General features: G+C 34.0%; 14 protein-coding genes. 6 read left to right on the top strand and 8 right to left on the bottom strand.

Going from position 1 to position 16498, the window contains the following annotated elements:
- From V6255_RS08325 to V6255_RS08310, 4 genes are all read left to right on the top strand, one after another.
- On the top strand, positions 1-604 hold a 604-nt coding region (locus V6255_RS08325), incomplete at its 5' end, for a FimV/HubP family polar landmark protein (protein WP_341627731.1).
- A gap of 112 nt (positions 605-716) precedes the next feature.
- Positions 717-1733 carry a beta-N-acetylhexosaminidase gene (gene nagZ / locus V6255_RS08320; protein ID WP_341627730.1) on the top strand — a complete coding sequence of 339 codons (1017 nt, stop codon included), beginning with the start codon at positions 717-719 and terminating at the stop codon, positions 1731-1733.
- Positions 1734-1872: 139 nt separating this feature from the next.
- On the top strand, positions 1873-2415 hold the full coding sequence (gene ycfP / locus V6255_RS08315; protein WP_341627729.1) for an alpha/beta hydrolase YcfP: 543 nt from the start codon (positions 1873-1875) through the stop codon (positions 2413-2415).
- Between the two features lie 285 nt (positions 2416-2700).
- Positions 2701-3987 (top strand): NAD(P)/FAD-dependent oxidoreductase, encoded by a 1287-nt coding sequence (locus V6255_RS08310; RefSeq protein WP_341627728.1) that lies wholly within the window; start codon positions 2701-2703, stop codon positions 3985-3987.
- Between the two features lie 164 nt (positions 3988-4151).
- On the opposite strand, the gene V6255_RS08305 is transcribed toward V6255_RS08310, so the two are convergent.
- The 7 genes from V6255_RS08305 to V6255_RS08275 all read right to left on the bottom strand — a co-directional run bounded on the left by V6255_RS08305 (position 4152) and on the right by V6255_RS08275 (position 12029).
- A complete protein-coding gene (locus V6255_RS08305) occupies positions 4152-4604 on the bottom strand; it encodes a DUF2919 domain-containing protein (protein ID WP_341627727.1) in 453 nt (150 codons plus the stop codon).
- An 811-nt stretch (positions 4605-5415) separates the two neighbouring features.
- Complete coding sequence (gene sppA, locus V6255_RS08300; RefSeq protein ID WP_341627726.1) at positions 5416-7278, bottom strand: signal peptide peptidase SppA; 1863 nt, start codon at positions 7276-7278, stop codon at positions 5416-5418.
- 238 nt (positions 7279-7516) lie between these two features.
- On the bottom strand, positions 7517-8056 hold the full coding sequence (gene fabA / locus V6255_RS08295; RefSeq protein ID WP_160061783.1) for a bifunctional 3-hydroxydecanoyl-ACP dehydratase/trans-2-decenoyl-ACP isomerase: 540 nt from the start codon (positions 8054-8056) through the stop codon (positions 7517-7519).
- Between the two features lie 148 nt (positions 8057-8204).
- Positions 8205-9902 (bottom strand): AAA family ATPase, encoded by a 1698-nt coding sequence (locus V6255_RS08290; protein WP_341627725.1) that lies wholly within the window; start codon positions 9900-9902, stop codon positions 8205-8207.
- 76 nt (positions 9903-9978) lie between these two features.
- Positions 9979-10368: a TraR/DksA C4-type zinc finger protein gene (locus V6255_RS08285; RefSeq protein WP_341627724.1), complete on the bottom strand. Its 390-nt coding sequence runs from the start codon at positions 10366-10368 to the stop codon at positions 9979-9981.
- Positions 10369-10485: 117 nt separating this feature from the next.
- Entirely contained in the window at positions 10486-11265 is a 780-nt protein-coding gene (locus V6255_RS08280; RefSeq protein ID WP_341627723.1) for a DNA repair ATPase, read from the bottom strand.
- A gap of 68 nt (positions 11266-11333) precedes the next feature.
- Entirely contained in the window at positions 11334-12029 is a 696-nt protein-coding gene (locus V6255_RS08275) for a HAMP domain-containing sensor histidine kinase (RefSeq protein ID WP_341627722.1), read from the bottom strand.
- A 228-nt stretch (positions 12030-12257) separates the two neighbouring features.
- On the opposite strand from V6255_RS08275, the gene cysB reads away from it, so the two are divergent.
- Positions 12258-13226: an HTH-type transcriptional regulator CysB gene (gene cysB, locus V6255_RS08270; RefSeq protein ID WP_137297943.1), complete on the top strand. Its 969-nt coding sequence runs from the start codon at positions 12258-12260 to the stop codon at positions 13224-13226.
- Positions 13227-13354: 128 nt separating this feature from the next.
- Here cysB and pabB read toward each other — a convergent pair whose 3' ends face one another.
- The gene (pabB, locus tag V6255_RS08265; protein ID WP_341627721.1) at positions 13355-14770 is read right to left on the bottom strand and encodes an aminodeoxychorismate synthase component I; all 1416 of its coding nucleotides are present in this window, start codon (positions 14768-14770) and stop codon (positions 13355-13357) included.
- A gap of 106 nt (positions 14771-14876) precedes the next feature.
- On the opposite strand from pabB, the gene V6255_RS08260 reads away from it, so the two are divergent.
- Entirely contained in the window at positions 14877-16418 is a 1542-nt protein-coding gene (locus V6255_RS08260) for a fumarate hydratase (protein WP_341627720.1), read from the top strand.
- The last annotated feature ends 80 nt before the right edge of the window (positions 16419-16498 follow it).

The raw sequence follows: 16498 nt of genomic DNA, 5'->3' as shown, positions 1-16498 counted from the left end.
GGTTGAAGAAGTTCAGCCAGATATAGAAACTGATGTTGAAGAGATCACTGAAACGCTTGAAGAAGTTACATCAGATATAGAGCCTGATGTTGAAGAGGTGGCTAAAACGGCTGAAGAAGTTCAGCCAAATATAGAAGCTGACATTGAAGAGGTCACTGAAGCTGCTGATAAAGATATTACATCTGATATTGAAACTGGTGTTGAAGAGTTACCTGATGGTGTTGAAGAAGTTGACGCTGATACATTAGCAAAGCAGCTGAGTAGTGGTGCGTTTAATGCAGATGTTGCATTACCAAGTTTCGATAAAAATGACGATAAAGGCTTCATAGATATTGATACCTTGCTAACAGGTAATGAAGGAAGTGAGGTTACTGAAGAAGACTTTAATTTAGAATTCGGATTAGATGAATTTCCTGACGTAGTTGATTCGTTTGCAGAATTTGATACCGATGCAGATGGTGTTGCTGCGCAGTTGGATTTAGCACACGCTTATTTAGAAATTGATGAAAAAGAAGGTGCAAAAGATATATTAACTAAACTTTTAGAAAGTGCGCCAGAGGATAAACTTAAAGAAGTAAAAAAATTACTTGCTAGAATTAGTTGATGTAATTTGTTTTAATTTAATTAAAACGCAACACAACAACGTAGATTAATACGTTAAATAAATTTACTTCCAAAGCCAGCATTGCTGGCTTTTTAAATAAAATGGAAAAATTATGCGCCCAATCATTTTGGATGTAGAAGGTTATCAATTAACAGCAACAGAACAAGAGTATTTAGCACATCCTTTAGTGGCGGGCGTTATTTTATTTACTCGAAATTACGATAATATTTTACAGTTAAAAGAATTAGTACAACAAATTCGATTATATGCAAAAAAAGACATTATTATTTCTGTCGATCATGAAGGAGGACGCGTACAGCGCTTCCGAGAAGGGTTTACTGAGTTACCGTCTTGTGGCTCCTTAGTTGAGCATACATCATCGATACAAGAAGCTTTAGCTCTAGCAAAGGCAAGTGCATTTGTTATGGCGAGTGAGTTACTCGCATGTGATATAGATTTAAGTTTTGCCCCTGTATTAGATATTAATGGCATATCCGATGTTATTAAAGAACGTTCGTTTAGTGAAAATAAAACACAAGTATCTCAGCTTGCTTCTGCATATATAGAAGGCATGAATCAAGCAGGTATGTCTAGTACAGGTAAGCATTTTCCAGGACATGGTAGTGTAAAAGCTGATTCTCATATTGCTTTACCCGTTGATAACCGATGTTTTGAAAAAATATTTAATCATGATATGCAACCCTTTGCTGAATTAATTAAAGCAAATAAATTAGATGCGATAATGCCATCACATGTTGTTTATTCGCAATGTGATCCATTACCTTGTGGTTTTTCTGAGTATTGGTTACAGAAAATATTGAAGCAGCAACTTGGATTTACGGGAGCTATCATTAGTGATGATATTTCAATGCATGGAGCAAGTTTTGTTGGAAATCACTTGTCGAGAGCAAAAGAGGCCATTCATGCTGGTTGTGATCTGATACTCGCTTGTAATGATACTCCAGCTGCAATGAGCATTTTAGAAGGGTTGCAAGTTGCGAATAAGTGTAATGAAGATCTGATATCATCTTTATTCGCTGATAAAAGTAAACTTTCATTACCTTTACAAGAAAATAAAGTTTGGATCGAAAATAGACGTTTATTACTCGATTTTAATGAGAGCCTCTAAATAGCATTAAGCAATACTTGCACTATTAGTGAGTTTATTTAGACTGGTAAGATAAATACTTATTATTAGTGTGATAATGTTAATAAGTTAGGCGTTTAAGTAGTATCACGCAATGGCAATATAAGGTGGAATTTAATACATGATCATCTATCTACACGGTTTTGATGCAACAAGTCCTGGCAATCACGAAAAAGTGATGCAATTGAAGTCTATCGATCAAGATGTACGTTCTGTTCATTACAGTACTATTCATCCTAAACAAGATATGAGCCATATTTTGAAAGAGGTGCATCAACATATTAAAAGTACAGACGATAACTCACCCTTAATCTGTGGTGTTGGCCTTGGCGGTTATTGGAGTGAAAGAATAGGTTTTTTATGTGGTATTAAACAAGTTATATTTAATCCAAACTTACACCCTGAAGACAATATGGTTGGAAGAATTGAATGGCCTGAAGAGTATTTTGATATAGATACAAAATGCGTTAGTGATTTTAGGCGTGAAAATGAAAGCAAGTGTTTATGTATTTTGTCTACTGTCGATGATGTACTTGACAGTGAAGTGAGTAACCATGAGTTAGCTAATTATTACCCAATTATTTTCGATCAAAATCAAGGACATAAATTTACCGATATAACGGTTCATCTAACAACTATTAACAAATTCAAATCAGACAAATAATCATCAAGCAAAAGAGATGAAGCATTCATTAAGCTTGTTTTTATTAATAGGCCTGCCTTGTGCAGGTTTAACTTCAAATCAAAAACTATCCTATAATTTTACTTAAATCAGCTCAAATGCGACTTCATTCGCAATCAACTATAAAATAAGGTGACTTAGCGCCCAATTTTTTATAACCTTACTTTTTGTAAAACACGATGTAGATCAACTTTTTTTATAAAACATATTTTTATCAATAAAAATAAGAGTGTTTTTTGTAAAAAATTTAATTTTATTGAGGTCGTTATGAAGAAAATTGTAATAGTAGGTGGCGGTGCTGGCGGTTTAGAGTTAGCTACGAAGTTAGGTAATAAGCTTGGTCGGAAACAAAAAGCACATATTACGTTAGTTGATAAAAACAGTACTCATCTTTGGAAACCATTGTTACATGAAGTAGCCGCTGGTTCTTTAGATGATGGTATTGATGCTGTAAGTTATAGAGCACATGCAACAAATCACTCATTTAACTTTAAATTAGGTGCGATGCGTAACCTAGATCGTGTTAATAAAACGATTTCAATTGATCCTTTATTTGATGAAGAAGGTTGTCAAATTTTACCTGAAAGCCATCTTGAATATGATATTTTAGTCTTGGCTTTAGGTAGTGTAAGTAATGATTTTAATACAAAAGGTGTTGGTGAGCATTGTATCTTTTTAGATAGCCCACAGCAGGCGAAGAAATTTCATCACCGCATGTTAAATAAGTATTTACAATTAGGTGTTAAAGAAACAAATTCAGTTAACGTTTCAATTATTGGTGCTGGTGCAACGGGGGTAGAGTTATCTGCTGAGCTATATAATTCACTCAAACAAGTTTCTAGCTATGGCTTCTCACATATTAAAAGTGCTGATTTACGGGTTAGTTTAATTGAAGCTGGCGATAGTATTTTACCGGCTTTACCTAAACGTATTTCAGCCTCAGCTCATCGTGAACTGCTTAAGTTAGGTGTTGATGTACGAACTAACACAATGGTGACTGAAGCAAATGAAGAAGGTTTATTAACTAAATCGGGTGAATTAATTAAAGCTGATTTAATTGTATGGGCGGCGGGTATTAAAGCGCCTGATTATTTGAAAGATTTAGCTGGGTTAGAAACTAATAGAATTAACCAATTGATTGTTAAGCCAACATTACAAACTACTCTAGATAATGAAATTTATGCAATTGGTGATTGTGCAAGTTGTGCATTACCTAATGGTGGTTTTGTGCCACCTCGTGCACAATCAGCTCATCAAATGGCTTCATTAGTAGGTAAGAACATTTTGGCAACCCTTAAAGATAAGCCATTAAGTGATTATAAATATACAGACTATGGCTCTCTAGTTTCATTAAGTAATTACAGTACGGTAGGTAGTTTAATGGGGAGTTTGATGCAAGGTTCAATGATGATTGAAGGCCGTTTAGCTAAAGTTGTTTATGTCTCTTTGTATCGTATGCATCAAGTGGCGTTACATGGTTATATCCGTACTGGATTGATGACTATTGTTGAAAAAATTAATCGAGTGTTACGTCCACGTTTAAAGCTACATTAATTTTTAGTTTACATACCATTTTATAAAAAATGCCTCACATTGTTGAGGTATTTTTTTATTTTTATCCATGACTATTATTCATAATTAGTTTTCTGATAGTGGATTTTGTACTCCATTTTAATAATCTATTGTTAGAACACTTACTATTAAAAGAAATAAATTATCTATCTAAAACAATCTCTTAATTGTTTGCTTTTAATAATATAAATACAACTCCATGCAACGACGACTAATTGTATTGAGGCAGTCACTGAATATGTAAAGTGTTGCATATACAAATAATAAATCTGTAAACATAAGTCTCCTAATACACTCGCTATCAGTAAATAGAAGCAAAATGGCCAACACTTTAATGCCCAACCATCTTGTGCGTGACGTCTGCCAGAGACTAAAAATATAATTAGTGGAAATAAGCCAATGATCAAACCAAGATAAAAATGCACTTTATCGGGGTAAAAAATTTGTAATAACTTATTTCCTGTTTGTTGGGAAGCAACAGATATAACAAGTAACATCCAAGTTCTAGATAAAAATAATAAGATATACAGTAACACTGGTGGAGCTTTTAAATCACCAGATTCAGTATAGTGTTGTAATGCATAGAGACGTTGTTTCATCATTTACTCGATATATTTAATACATTATTAACGAAAATTACCATCCACACTTTTTTTGAATATCCCTATAAATGAATTTTCTTTTTAAATAGTGGGGGCGAATAACTGATTTAACAAGTGTGTTGTTTATAAGTATTTATTTTAAATACTTGCTTTTAAACAATATAGGAAGAGTAGAGTTTAGGTTTAAATAACTAATACCAATCGAAGTAATTATCTAGTCATTTATGCTTGTTAAAATGAATGCTAGCTTCGTTGTTGATTTTGTAATGAGAATACTAGTAACTGTAATCAACGTCTTGTTAGCATCCATTTTCCCTAACACCTAAATAGACCATTTATTTTTCCAGATTGGTATAACCAATACACTTGAACAGAAAGGGAGGAATTTTCTCCATACCAATATAGATGAAACCTCCTAGTTTATTGACTGATGGGTTTATTGAGTGCTTGAGATAATAGTCGATAGGTGAGGGCGAACATTTATAATACTAATACCAATCACACTAATTAAGTTATCTATTTTACTTGTTAAAATAACTTATTTCTTCGTTGTAAATTTCGTAAAGGGAACAACCATTTAGCTCAATTTTCGCCTTGAACTAACTCATTTTTCCTGCGCAAAATTTAGATCACTTATTTAATGTAATCGGTATAACGTTAATATTAAAAGGATAAAGCGGTTTATACATCCATTTTTTAATTTATGTTTTTTAAAAAATATTATTTAATATTACTTTCCAACAGTTATTAAAGTTACTCCCCACCTTTTATTAAAGTCCTTGGGGAGTAATATTTGCAGAAGGGTTCTTTATTTAATGTAGCATTGTGTGCAGTAGACATAACGACTTTGAGGATCATTAAGTCTAGTGATAAAGTTTGCTTGTTGCTCTATATCTGAAAATAAAGATACCCAAGATGGCTGTTTAATCACGCCATTAGGTAAAAAGCTGATTGAACTTATTAATAATTGATTAAAGAAAGCTTGCTTAGAAGAAACCTTAGGTTCGATAGCGATAATATCAAAATCATCTAAGTTAGCTAAGTTTGCTGCGCTGTTAATGGCGGTTTGTAAATTACCTAGTTGGTCAACTAAACCATTTTCAACGCCATCTATACCAGTCCAAACACGACCTTGAGCTACTTTATCAACTGATTGTACTGTCATATCACGTCCTTCTGAGACCACTTTTAAGAAATTAGCGTAGCCGCTTTCAATTCCAATTTGAAATATCTCAGCAAGTTCTGGACTTAAGGGCTGTGTTATTCCAAATCCAGAAAGAGGGCTAGTAGAAACCCCATCTTGATTTATGCCTATTTTCTTAAGTGATTTGTCGATAGTTGCAAACATGCCAAATATACCAATAGAGCCAGTTAACGTCGTTGGTGATGCAATAATTTGATCGGCAGCAGATGCTATCCAATATCCACCAGAAGCTGTCACAGACCCCATTGAAACAACCACTTTTTTATCTGCGGCTTTTAGTGCAAGTACTTGCTGTCTAATATTTTCAGAGGCAAAAGCGCTACCTCCTGGTGTATCTAAGCGAATAACAACGGCTTTAATGCGACTATCATTACGAGCTTGTTGTAATAAACTATTGAAGCTTTTATCCGCAATTGTTGTTCCATCAGTGAATCCAGATATTATTTCACCAGAACCATGTATAACTGCGATTCTATTAGTCGCACCTGTGGTTTTGTATAAAGGAGACAAAGTTGAGCTATAACGGTTGTAGTCAATGATATCAATTGGTTTAGTTTCGTTGTTAGCTGTGTGCGTAAGGGTGGCTATGAAATTATCATAAAAATTTAATTCATCGACTAATCCGACAGAAAGTGCATATTTACTTGTATCACCAGAAACTGCCTGTAATTGTTCCTTAAGAGATTCTAAGTCAGGGCTTATGGAGTTAGCAGTTAATAGTTTATTATCTTTACGTTGCTCTAATACTCGCTGTATGTAACCTTGCCATAGCTGATCTAACCAATGTTGATTAGCTTCTTTGCTAAATTGCGACATGCTAGTTTCAGTGAAGGGTTCAACAAATGATTTGTAAGTTCCCACTTTAAAGATATGTGGTGTTACTAATAATTTATCTAATAAATCTTTAAAATATAATCTGTTGACTGAATAACCTTGCAGAAGAACAAAACCATTTGGCGGTAGTGTAATGTGGTCTGCATAAGCGGCTAAATAGTATTGGGTTTGCGTATAATTATCTGCATAAGCAAATACAGGTTTGTTTTCAGTTTTAAATCGATTAATCGCCTCACCTATATCTGAAATTTGATCAAGACTGGCTGACTGTAAACCACTTAACTCTAATACTAACCCTGTTATTTTTGGATCATGTTGTGCATTTCGAATGGTTTTAATTAATTCTTGGGTTTCAAACTCTTGTTGTATTTCTTGATCTAACCCTGTTAATTGTTTGGATATTTCTTGTGAAATATTAATAGGATGTTTCTTTTCTACGATAAATCCATTTAAATTTAAACGAAGGTAGGAATTATCTGCCACTTTTATTTGTTCATCTTGTGTTTGAAAAGAAACAAAAATAACTAATACAATAACTAAGAATAAAACATTAAGTATTAATAAACGGATTAAATTAATTAATTTAAACCCTTTAATAAATAGTTGTTTAATAAAACGAAATAAGAAAGCCATAAATGGTCCTTGTGACACAATAAGAAATTAATTTTGAAATAGTCAGCTGAATACACGGATAATTTAGCTGATTAAAACGGTTAATCTATTGCTGATTTCAGATCTGATCTTGAGTGATTATTTAGCCTATTTGTAAGTTTAGCAGGGCTGTGTCAACACTCTAAAGAAATATTAGATAAAAAAAAGCACCGATTACAAACATAATCAGTGCTTTAAAGATAATAATCAATCATTCAATTTAAAAGCTTGAAGTATCCACAAATAAACCAACTTTCAAATCTTCAGCTGCATAGATAACTTTGCCATCTACTTCTACAACACCATCAGCAATACCCATAACCAATTTACGCATAATTAAGCGTTTCATTGTTATACGGTATGTTACTTTCTTCGCTGTTGGTAAAACTTGTCCTGTAAATTTAACATTACCTACGCCTAAAGCTCGTCCTTTACCAGGACCGCCACTCCAACCTAGGAAGAAACCAACTAATTGCCACATTGCATCAAGACCTAAACAACCAGGCATAACTGGATCATTTGGGAAATGACATTGGAAGAACCATAATGCTTTATCGATATCTAGTTCAGCAATTAATTCGCCTTTACCGTGTTCACCGCCATCTTCAGTAATGCTGATAATACGGTCTAGCATAAGCATCTTGTCGATAGGTAGTTGACAGTTGCCTTCACCAAATAGCTCACCTTGACCACATTTGATTAATTCTTCTTTATTGTAAGAGTTTTTACCCAACTCTTTTTGGGATACGATTTTAGTCATAATCACTTTTCTTAAAATAATTGATAAGGTGAGGCATTAAAACAAACGTAAAACTTAATACCACGAAATAATGAGCGCCACACTGTATATGAGCCCGTGAAAACAATCAAGAATAATCAATTTTCTGAGTGTTTTTTGTTAGTATAAACTAATGAAATATAGAATCTTTTATTCTAGAAAACAAACTACTAGTGTTATCTTCCATCTCTTCTTTAGCTGCAATATCTATTCGCAAGTTAATTGCTTTGATCACTTGCTCAAAGGTCTTATCTAATAATAATGGATAAGCTTGATGACAATGAGAAACTGTATGAATCATCATTTTACCTGATTCAATTAATGCCAACGTTTTCAAATTGAGTGTTAAATTAATTTGGTTAGCTTTAGGCATTACAATTAAAATGGGCTCTGTAATTAAACCTAAATCAAACAAACGGGTTACTGACTCAATTTTTTGATTAATGCCTCCAATCGCTAATACATTACCATGTTGATCAAGAGAACCTGTCACAAATATGTTTTGTTTAACAGCGAATTGTGAGTAACAAGAGCTTGCTGCAATTAAAATAGCCAATGAGGCACTGTCTCCATCGCTTTCTTGATAAGATTGCTCAAAAACTAAATTACAAGAATATGGAAAGGCGGTGACATGACTGAAAAAGTGATTTAAGTAGCCTTGTACAATCAACGTACTTTTAGCATGGATATTACCTGCTAGTTCGACTTTTCTTTCTACGTCTATAATCTCACCATCGCCGATCATATCACTCGCTGAAATCCTAAATACTTCACCAAACTCACAGGGGTAACCTAATAATTCAACAACGGATAAACCATTGATTTGGCCAATATTCTCACCTGTTAATTGTAGGTTTACTTGACCTTCAAGAAGTGATTGTTCACTGTATTTCCGTGCTAATGATTGGGCTTGATCTATTTCATTAAAATAGGCAATCAAATCTTGTTGGTTGATTTTATTATTATCATTAAATAAGTTTGCATACTGTAAAGCTTGTTGAATCGACTCTGGTGCAAACGATAATAATTTTTGATGCTGACATTGAGTCGCTAGGAAATGTAAAAGTGTTGATAAAGTGTCGTTATCTAATTTTTCTATTGCTAGCTGTTCTGTTAAGTTGTGACAATAACTAACAATCGCATTAATGGATTCTTGAGATACGGGTACTTGACTCGCTAATTCACAAAATAAAGAAGAAACTTGTGAGTATTCTGGATCAATCTGAATTAATTCTTCGAGCTGAAATCTACTGGCTACTAAAATTATTTTTGTATTAATAGTTTGTTGAGTTAAATCGGGTAATGCTTGTTTTATTTTTTCAGCATTAACGGCATCACTTGCTTGTAAGTGACCTCGTTGTAAAACAGACTTTAATTTAAACCACAAATTGGGTTCAACTAATAGCGGACTAATGTTGAGGACTAAAATGCCTTGATCATATTTACTTAAGTGACCATCGGCAAAATTTAATTGTCCATCATTTCCTAAAGATAAGCGTCCAAATAAACTTTCTTGGTTATAACTTAGCAAATAACTTGTTGGTAAAGTTGGTGCAATCGTTTGTTCAAGCAATTGTTTCGCACTTAACCAGTGGCGGCTATTAATTAAAAGTAGTTGAGTTGGTAGTTTCAAATAACGATAAACAACAGACACAGCATCAGGAAATAAAAGCGATAGCTCTGCTTTTTCAGGCTTTTGATATTGAGTTAAATATTGATCAAAATGTGTTGTACATTGTTGTACTGTTAAAGGAATCGTTTTCTCAATAATAGGATCAGTAGCACTAGAGGCATCGCTTGAAATTAAAGGGGAAATATTATCGGTCAAAATGTCTGCTCTAGTTAAAGTTAAAGGAGGGCAATTTATCACATACCTCCCTATAAAGTTAACAACAAAATGCGCTTTATAATTTATAACCCTTTACTTTTTGTTGTTGGTATTTTATTTCACAAGCTGTGCACCGTTGTTTGGTAGGGCATTCAAATAATTCTTCCACTTCTATTTCTACTTCACAATCTGAACATAAACCATATAAACCAAGCTCGATACCTTGTAATGCAGCATCAATACTTTGGATTTGTGTTTTATAAAGATTCAATGAATGGCTTTCACTATGTACTAAACTATCAATCAATGCATCAGCATTCATTGTGTCGACATCTTTAACTAAATCATTTAAGTATTGTTTAGAAGAAGCTGTTAGTCTGACTTTTACTTTCTCTTTTAACTGCGAAAATTCAGCTAATAGGTTTTTTTGCAAAAGTTGTTGTTGTTCGAATGTAATTTGATGCATAACAGTCGCCTCAATAATTTATAATCATTTATAATAAGGGAGGCGATATTAAAGTTATTGATTTGTATCAAGTTTGATTGTTTTGTTAAGATAAATACTTATCAAATAGGGCAGTGACTACCATTTTTGTTTGTCACCAAATAACATTTCTATATCTTTTTGCTTAGAGTTTTCTTTCGTTGAACGTCTACTTTCTTCATTTAAACTGGTACTTACATCACTCAAATTTGAAAGAACTTCACTGTTATGGTTAACCAATAACTGTTGTTTTTGGAGTAACTCATTATCTTTATCAGGAATCGACTCTAATATTTTTAATAACTTATCGATCATCTGTTTTGCTGCACCATACTCTTTCATTGATTTAGCTTGAATAATACGTTTAATACTTGTATCTAAATTTATTTTTAATTGCATTATTTCTAAGTTTCGGTTTTCAGCAACAAATATATTAGTATTAATTTTTCCTTTTGCATGTTCTGAACGCAAAACTGCCCGTATTTTTTTGGTGACTTTAATTAAGTTAACCGCTTCTTTATCATCATTAGGAATTTGAAAAGAATTTGAGGTTTGTTCTATATAATTTTCGTTTATCTGTTTAATTTGTGCTTCAGTATCAGCAAAGTGCTCTTTATAACTCGCAGTGCTAGGCGACATATTCATCATAATAAATAAAGCATTACGTATTCTATTTTTTAATATGAGTAATAAAATTTTAGTGAATGGGATTTTAGTCGCATACAACAAAAGCTCATCAACTTCAGAGATTACCGCGTGTTGTTTTGCAACAGAAATACGACGTTCTGTTTCTACTTTTTGCTTATATTGTTGAATGATATTGTAACCAATCATGACAATAAGCAGTAAAGCGACTAAAGAAATTATTAATGGGTACAAGATATAAACTCTTTATGTAAATAATAGACAAAGTACATTGTATTAATACTTATACGAATTTTATGATACTAAGGTAGCTGTAAAGTGAATATACTACCACTATTATCTGGTTTATTAATTAAACAAATATTGCCTTTAAGTTGTTTTAACTGATGTGCTTCAGCAATTTTTTTAGCGAATAAGAGGCCTAATCCACTACGTCCTTTGTTAGCATTAAAAGTAGAACACTCATTTTTATCATTCACATTCATCATATAATGCGGATAACCCTCTCCATCATCTTCTATTTTGAATATCAAATAGGGCTCCAGATAGTAAGCTGAGATTGTGACAATACTTTTTGCATGGCGTAATGCATTAATAAATATATCGCTGAGTAAATAACTGACCAAATCAATATCATAATAGCCACGTAAGTTTTTTTCAACATCAACGGTAACCTTGATATGGTGACTATTTAAATATAAACGATTACGTTCCAATATATCGGTTAATAGTTCATTAACAGAGTTTTCTTCTATAAAGATAGGTAGTTGTTTTTTTTCATCGCGGTATAACGCTAATAACTGCATTAGGGTGCTATTAATCCGTGAAGTTTGATAATGCAAATTTGAAACTGATTTATGTTGTTGAGTAGTAAGGTTGTCAGCCAAATCGAGATCTTCGATAGATTGTAAAACCATCGCCAGAGAGTTTTTCATATCATGTATACTTGTCGCTAATATAGTGCTGAAATCAAGCTGCTCGTTATTTATGTTTTTCATAACACCATCGACCTATATAGGTTAATTACAATTAATCATTACCAATAAAATATCTTGTTCATGTTGATTAAGTAAAGGCTTATCTACTATAAATTTGTTACATAGCAAGTTATAGGCTTATTATTATAGATATAATAATACACAATACAAAAGTAGGGCTTTGTTAATAGTAGAAGTCTGATAGAATTAAATGGAATAAGCACTAACTAAATATGAGCCGATAACATTATGAAATTGCAACAATTACGCTATATTGTCGAAGTATTAAATCATAACTTAAATGTATCAGCGACTGCTGAAAATTTATTTACCTCGCAACCAGGCATCAGTAAACAAGTTCGTATGTTAGAAGACGAACTGGGTATTCAAATATTCGAACGTAGTGGTAAACACCTTACTAAGGTAACGCCAGCTGGCCAAGAAATTATACGTTATTCAACTGAAATATTAGGTAAAGTTGAAAGTATTAAAGCGGTGGCCAATCAATACACAATGCCTGACCAAGGTAAGTTGAATATTGCAACGACTCATACACAAGCACGATATGCGTTACCTGAAGTGATTAAAGGTTTTATTAAACGTTATCCAAAAGTGTCACTGCATATGCACCAAGGTACACCGACACAAATTAGTGAGTCCGTTGTGAAAGGTAAAACAGACTTTGCGATTGCGACAGAAGCTTTACACCTTTACCAAGATCTCATTATGTTGCCTTGTTATCATTGGAACCGCTCAGTGATTGTGCCAAAGGATCACCCTTTAGCTAATATTAAGAAATTGACTATTGATGATATCGCGCAGCATCCTATTGTTACTTATATTTTTGGTTTTACCGGACGCTCAGAATTAGACGAGGCGTTTAATGCTGCTGGCTATAAACCAAATGTGGTATTCACCGCAACGGATGCTGATGTGATAAAAACCTATGTTCGTTTAGGCCTCGGTGTCGGTGTTATTGCAACAATGGCGATTAATGAAGACGATGACTTCTGCGTGCTTGATGCGAGTCATATTTTTAAATCTAGCTTAACCAGTATTGGCTTTAGAAAAGGCTCTTTTCTTCGAGATTATATGTATGACTTCATGGTGAGGTTTGCTCCTCATTTAACTCGTCCATTAGTTGAGAAAGCGATCCAACTAAAATATACAGCCGAAGTTAATAAGTTATTTGAAGATATCGAATTGCCAACAAGGTAGGTTGTATATCCAATAATCTCTACTGTTATTTTTGAATGGTATGAGTATCCTTAAATTTAGCCCACTTTCGTGGGCTTTTTTGTACTCAAAAGAAAATGTATTTTAAGGGATAGCAGTGAGTTTATTTATTAAAGCTTACTCAGTATGGGAAGGATTTTGCTGACTTTATCAAAACATTCTTGATACTCACTTTTAGCATTTGAGTCGGCAACAATACCGCCACCTGCCCAACAGTATATTTGATGGTGATGACAGACTAATGTGCGAATAGTAATACTACTATCCATGTCTCCGTTACCATTTATATAAGCAATACTGCCGCAGTAAATTTCACGTTGAAATTTTTCAAGTTCAGAAATAATTTCCATTGATCGAATTTTAGGTGCGCCAGTAATTGAACCTCCGGGGAAACATGCTCTAAGTAAATCTTCACAGGAATATTGTGCATCGAGTTGTCCTGTTACTGTACTGACTAAGTGGTGCACAGCAGGAAAGCTTTCAATATTAAATAAACTTGGGACTTTAACGGTTCCTGGTTTACAAACACGTCCGATATCATTTCGTAACAAGTCAACAATCATCAAGTTCTCTGCCTGATCTTTTTCAGAGCTTAATAGTTGTTGTACGTTGGCTAGATCTTGTTGTCTATCTTGGCTGCGTGGCATAGTGCCTTTAATAGGTTTAGTTTGTACTTGATGACCTTTTAATTGTAAAAATCGCTCAGGTGATACTGATATAATGACTTGTTCAGGCAAGCGTATAAATGCGGCAAAGGGGGCCTTGTTTTCTTCTATTAAAGCCAAATAAGCTTGGTATTCATTGCCCTGGTAAACGGCTTGAAAACGTTGAGCTAAATTAACCTGATAACAATCCCCACTTAAGATGTACTCTTGAATTTTGTTAAAAGACTGCTTGTATTCTTGTTCACTGTAATTAGATTGCCATTGTTCAGATAAACTAAATGATTCAACATCATTAGGGGCTTTTTTTGATAAATTTTCAAGCCATTCATAACGTTCTTGCCATAAAGAAGTTACATCTTGCTCTATGTTCTTAGTGCTTTGTTGCAATAAGTAATATTGTTTTTGTTTGAGGTTATATAAAATAGCCCAATCATAAAAACCACAGTGGTAGGGGCCTAAGTTTAAGCCTGCGTTTAGTTGGTCTTTATTGACACGTTCAAATAGCTCACCCATTTCATAATGGTAAGCGGCAATCACACCACCCGTAAATGGAAAATCAGTGTTTGTTTCTTCATGAAATAATTGTTGTCTAATTTGTAATTGAGCAGCTAAAGGATCTCGTCCCATATCGTGCGTTGTATTATTAGTTAAATCATGGAATGAAGTACGTTGATTTACATCGGTTAGCGTCGCGATAGGTTGTGCGCTAAAAATAGACCAATTACTATCAATATGTTCTGAACTTCCTGATTCTAAAAACACAGACCAATTTAAACAGGATAATTCCCCCTTAATGATAGTGATTATCTTTTCAGAGAAAAACAATGGTTTTATGAGTGTATTAGCTGATTTATAAGTCATTTTTTCGTATTTAGGCAACATTTTTGTAACAAAAAATTAGGCGGATAAGGCCAACAATATTACCATTGTTTTACAAAAACTGTTTACTATTTACTGGGAGCGACTGATGACAGTCATTAAAGAGCTGGATTTTATTAATAGCGTTAAGAACTCACTGCAATTCATTTCATATTATCACCCACTGGATTTTATCCAAGCAATGGATAAAGCTTACCAAGCAGAGCAAAATCCTGCCGCAAAAGATGCGATTGCTCAAATACTCATTAACTCTCGTATGTCTGCTGAAGGTAAGCGTCCAATTTGCCAAGATACTGGGATAGTAACAGTATTTGTTAAAATCGGGATGAAAGTCAGTTTTGATTCAGAATTAACTGTACAAGAGTTAGTTGATGAAGGTGTGCGTCAAGCTTATAACGACCAGTCTAATCCATTACGTGCTTCTATCGTTGCAGATCCTGCCGGTGCGCGTAAAAATACTAAAGACAATACGCCATCAGTTGTGCATGTTGAAATGGTAAAAGGTAATAAAGTTGAAGTGATGGTCGCAGCAAAAGGCGGCGGCTCTGAAAATAAATCTAAAATGGCGATGTTAAATCCATCTGATTCTATTGAAGATTGGATAGAAAAAACAGTCCCATCAATGGGGGCGGGTTGGTGTCCACCTGGTATGTTAGGAATAGGCATTGGCGGCACGGCTGAAAAAGCGGCGGTAATGGCAAAAGAGTCATTAATGGAGCCTGTTGATATTTTTGATCTACAAGCTAAAGCAAAAGCAGACCCAGAATCATTGAATACCGATGAAAAGCTACGTTTAGAGATCTTTAAACGAGTTAATAACTTAGGTATTGGAGCGCAAGGTCTAGGTGGTTTAACAACAGTATTAGACATCAAAATAAAAAGTTGTCCAACTCATGCGGCATCAAAACCTGTGGTTATGATCCCTAACTGTGCTGCAACACGACATGCTCATTTTACTTTAGATGGTTCAGGCGAAGCTGTCTTAACACCACCATCACTAGACCAATGGCCAGAAATAACTCGTGAAGTAGGCGAAAATGTTAGGCGCGTTAATGTAAATGACTTATCTAAAGCTGATATGAGCGAATGGAAAAGTGGTGATACGATTTTACTTTCGGGTAAAATTTTAACAGGTCGCGATGCTGCTCATAAACGCATTCAAGAATTGATCACAAGTGGTAAAGGTTTACCTGAAGGTGTCGACTTTAAAGGTCGTTTCATTTATTACGTAGGTCCTGTTGATGCGGTCCGTGATGAAGTAGTGGGTCCTGCTGGTCCAACAACGGCAACACGTATGGATAAATTTACAGATTTCATGTTAGAAGAAACGGGTTTATTAGGCATGATCGGTAAATCTGAACGTGGTCAAAATACCGTTGATTCAATTGCTAGACACAAATCAGTATATTTAATGGCCGTGGGCGGTGCTGCTTATTTAGTCGCTAAAGCGATTAAGAAATCACGTGTTGTGGCATTTGCAGACTTAGGAATGGAAGCTATTTATGAATTTGATGTCGAAGATATGCCGGTTACGGTTGCTGTTGATAGTCAAGGAAATAACGTTCATGAGCAAGGTCCGGCTATTTGGAAAGCTAAAATCGCTGAATTAGACAGCAAATTATCAGAATAGTTACTAAATTGATTGCTTGAAATAGTGAGGATGGTATAAAAGCATCAACGTAAGTATTTTTCATTATTCATAAAGGAATA

Source organism: Psychromonas arctica (genome assembly GCF_038155225.1).
GTDB classification, from domain to species: domain Bacteria; phylum Pseudomonadota; class Gammaproteobacteria; order Enterobacterales; family Psychromonadaceae; genus Psychromonas; species Psychromonas arctica_B.
This window is presented reverse-complemented; position numbering and strand designations above follow the sequence as displayed.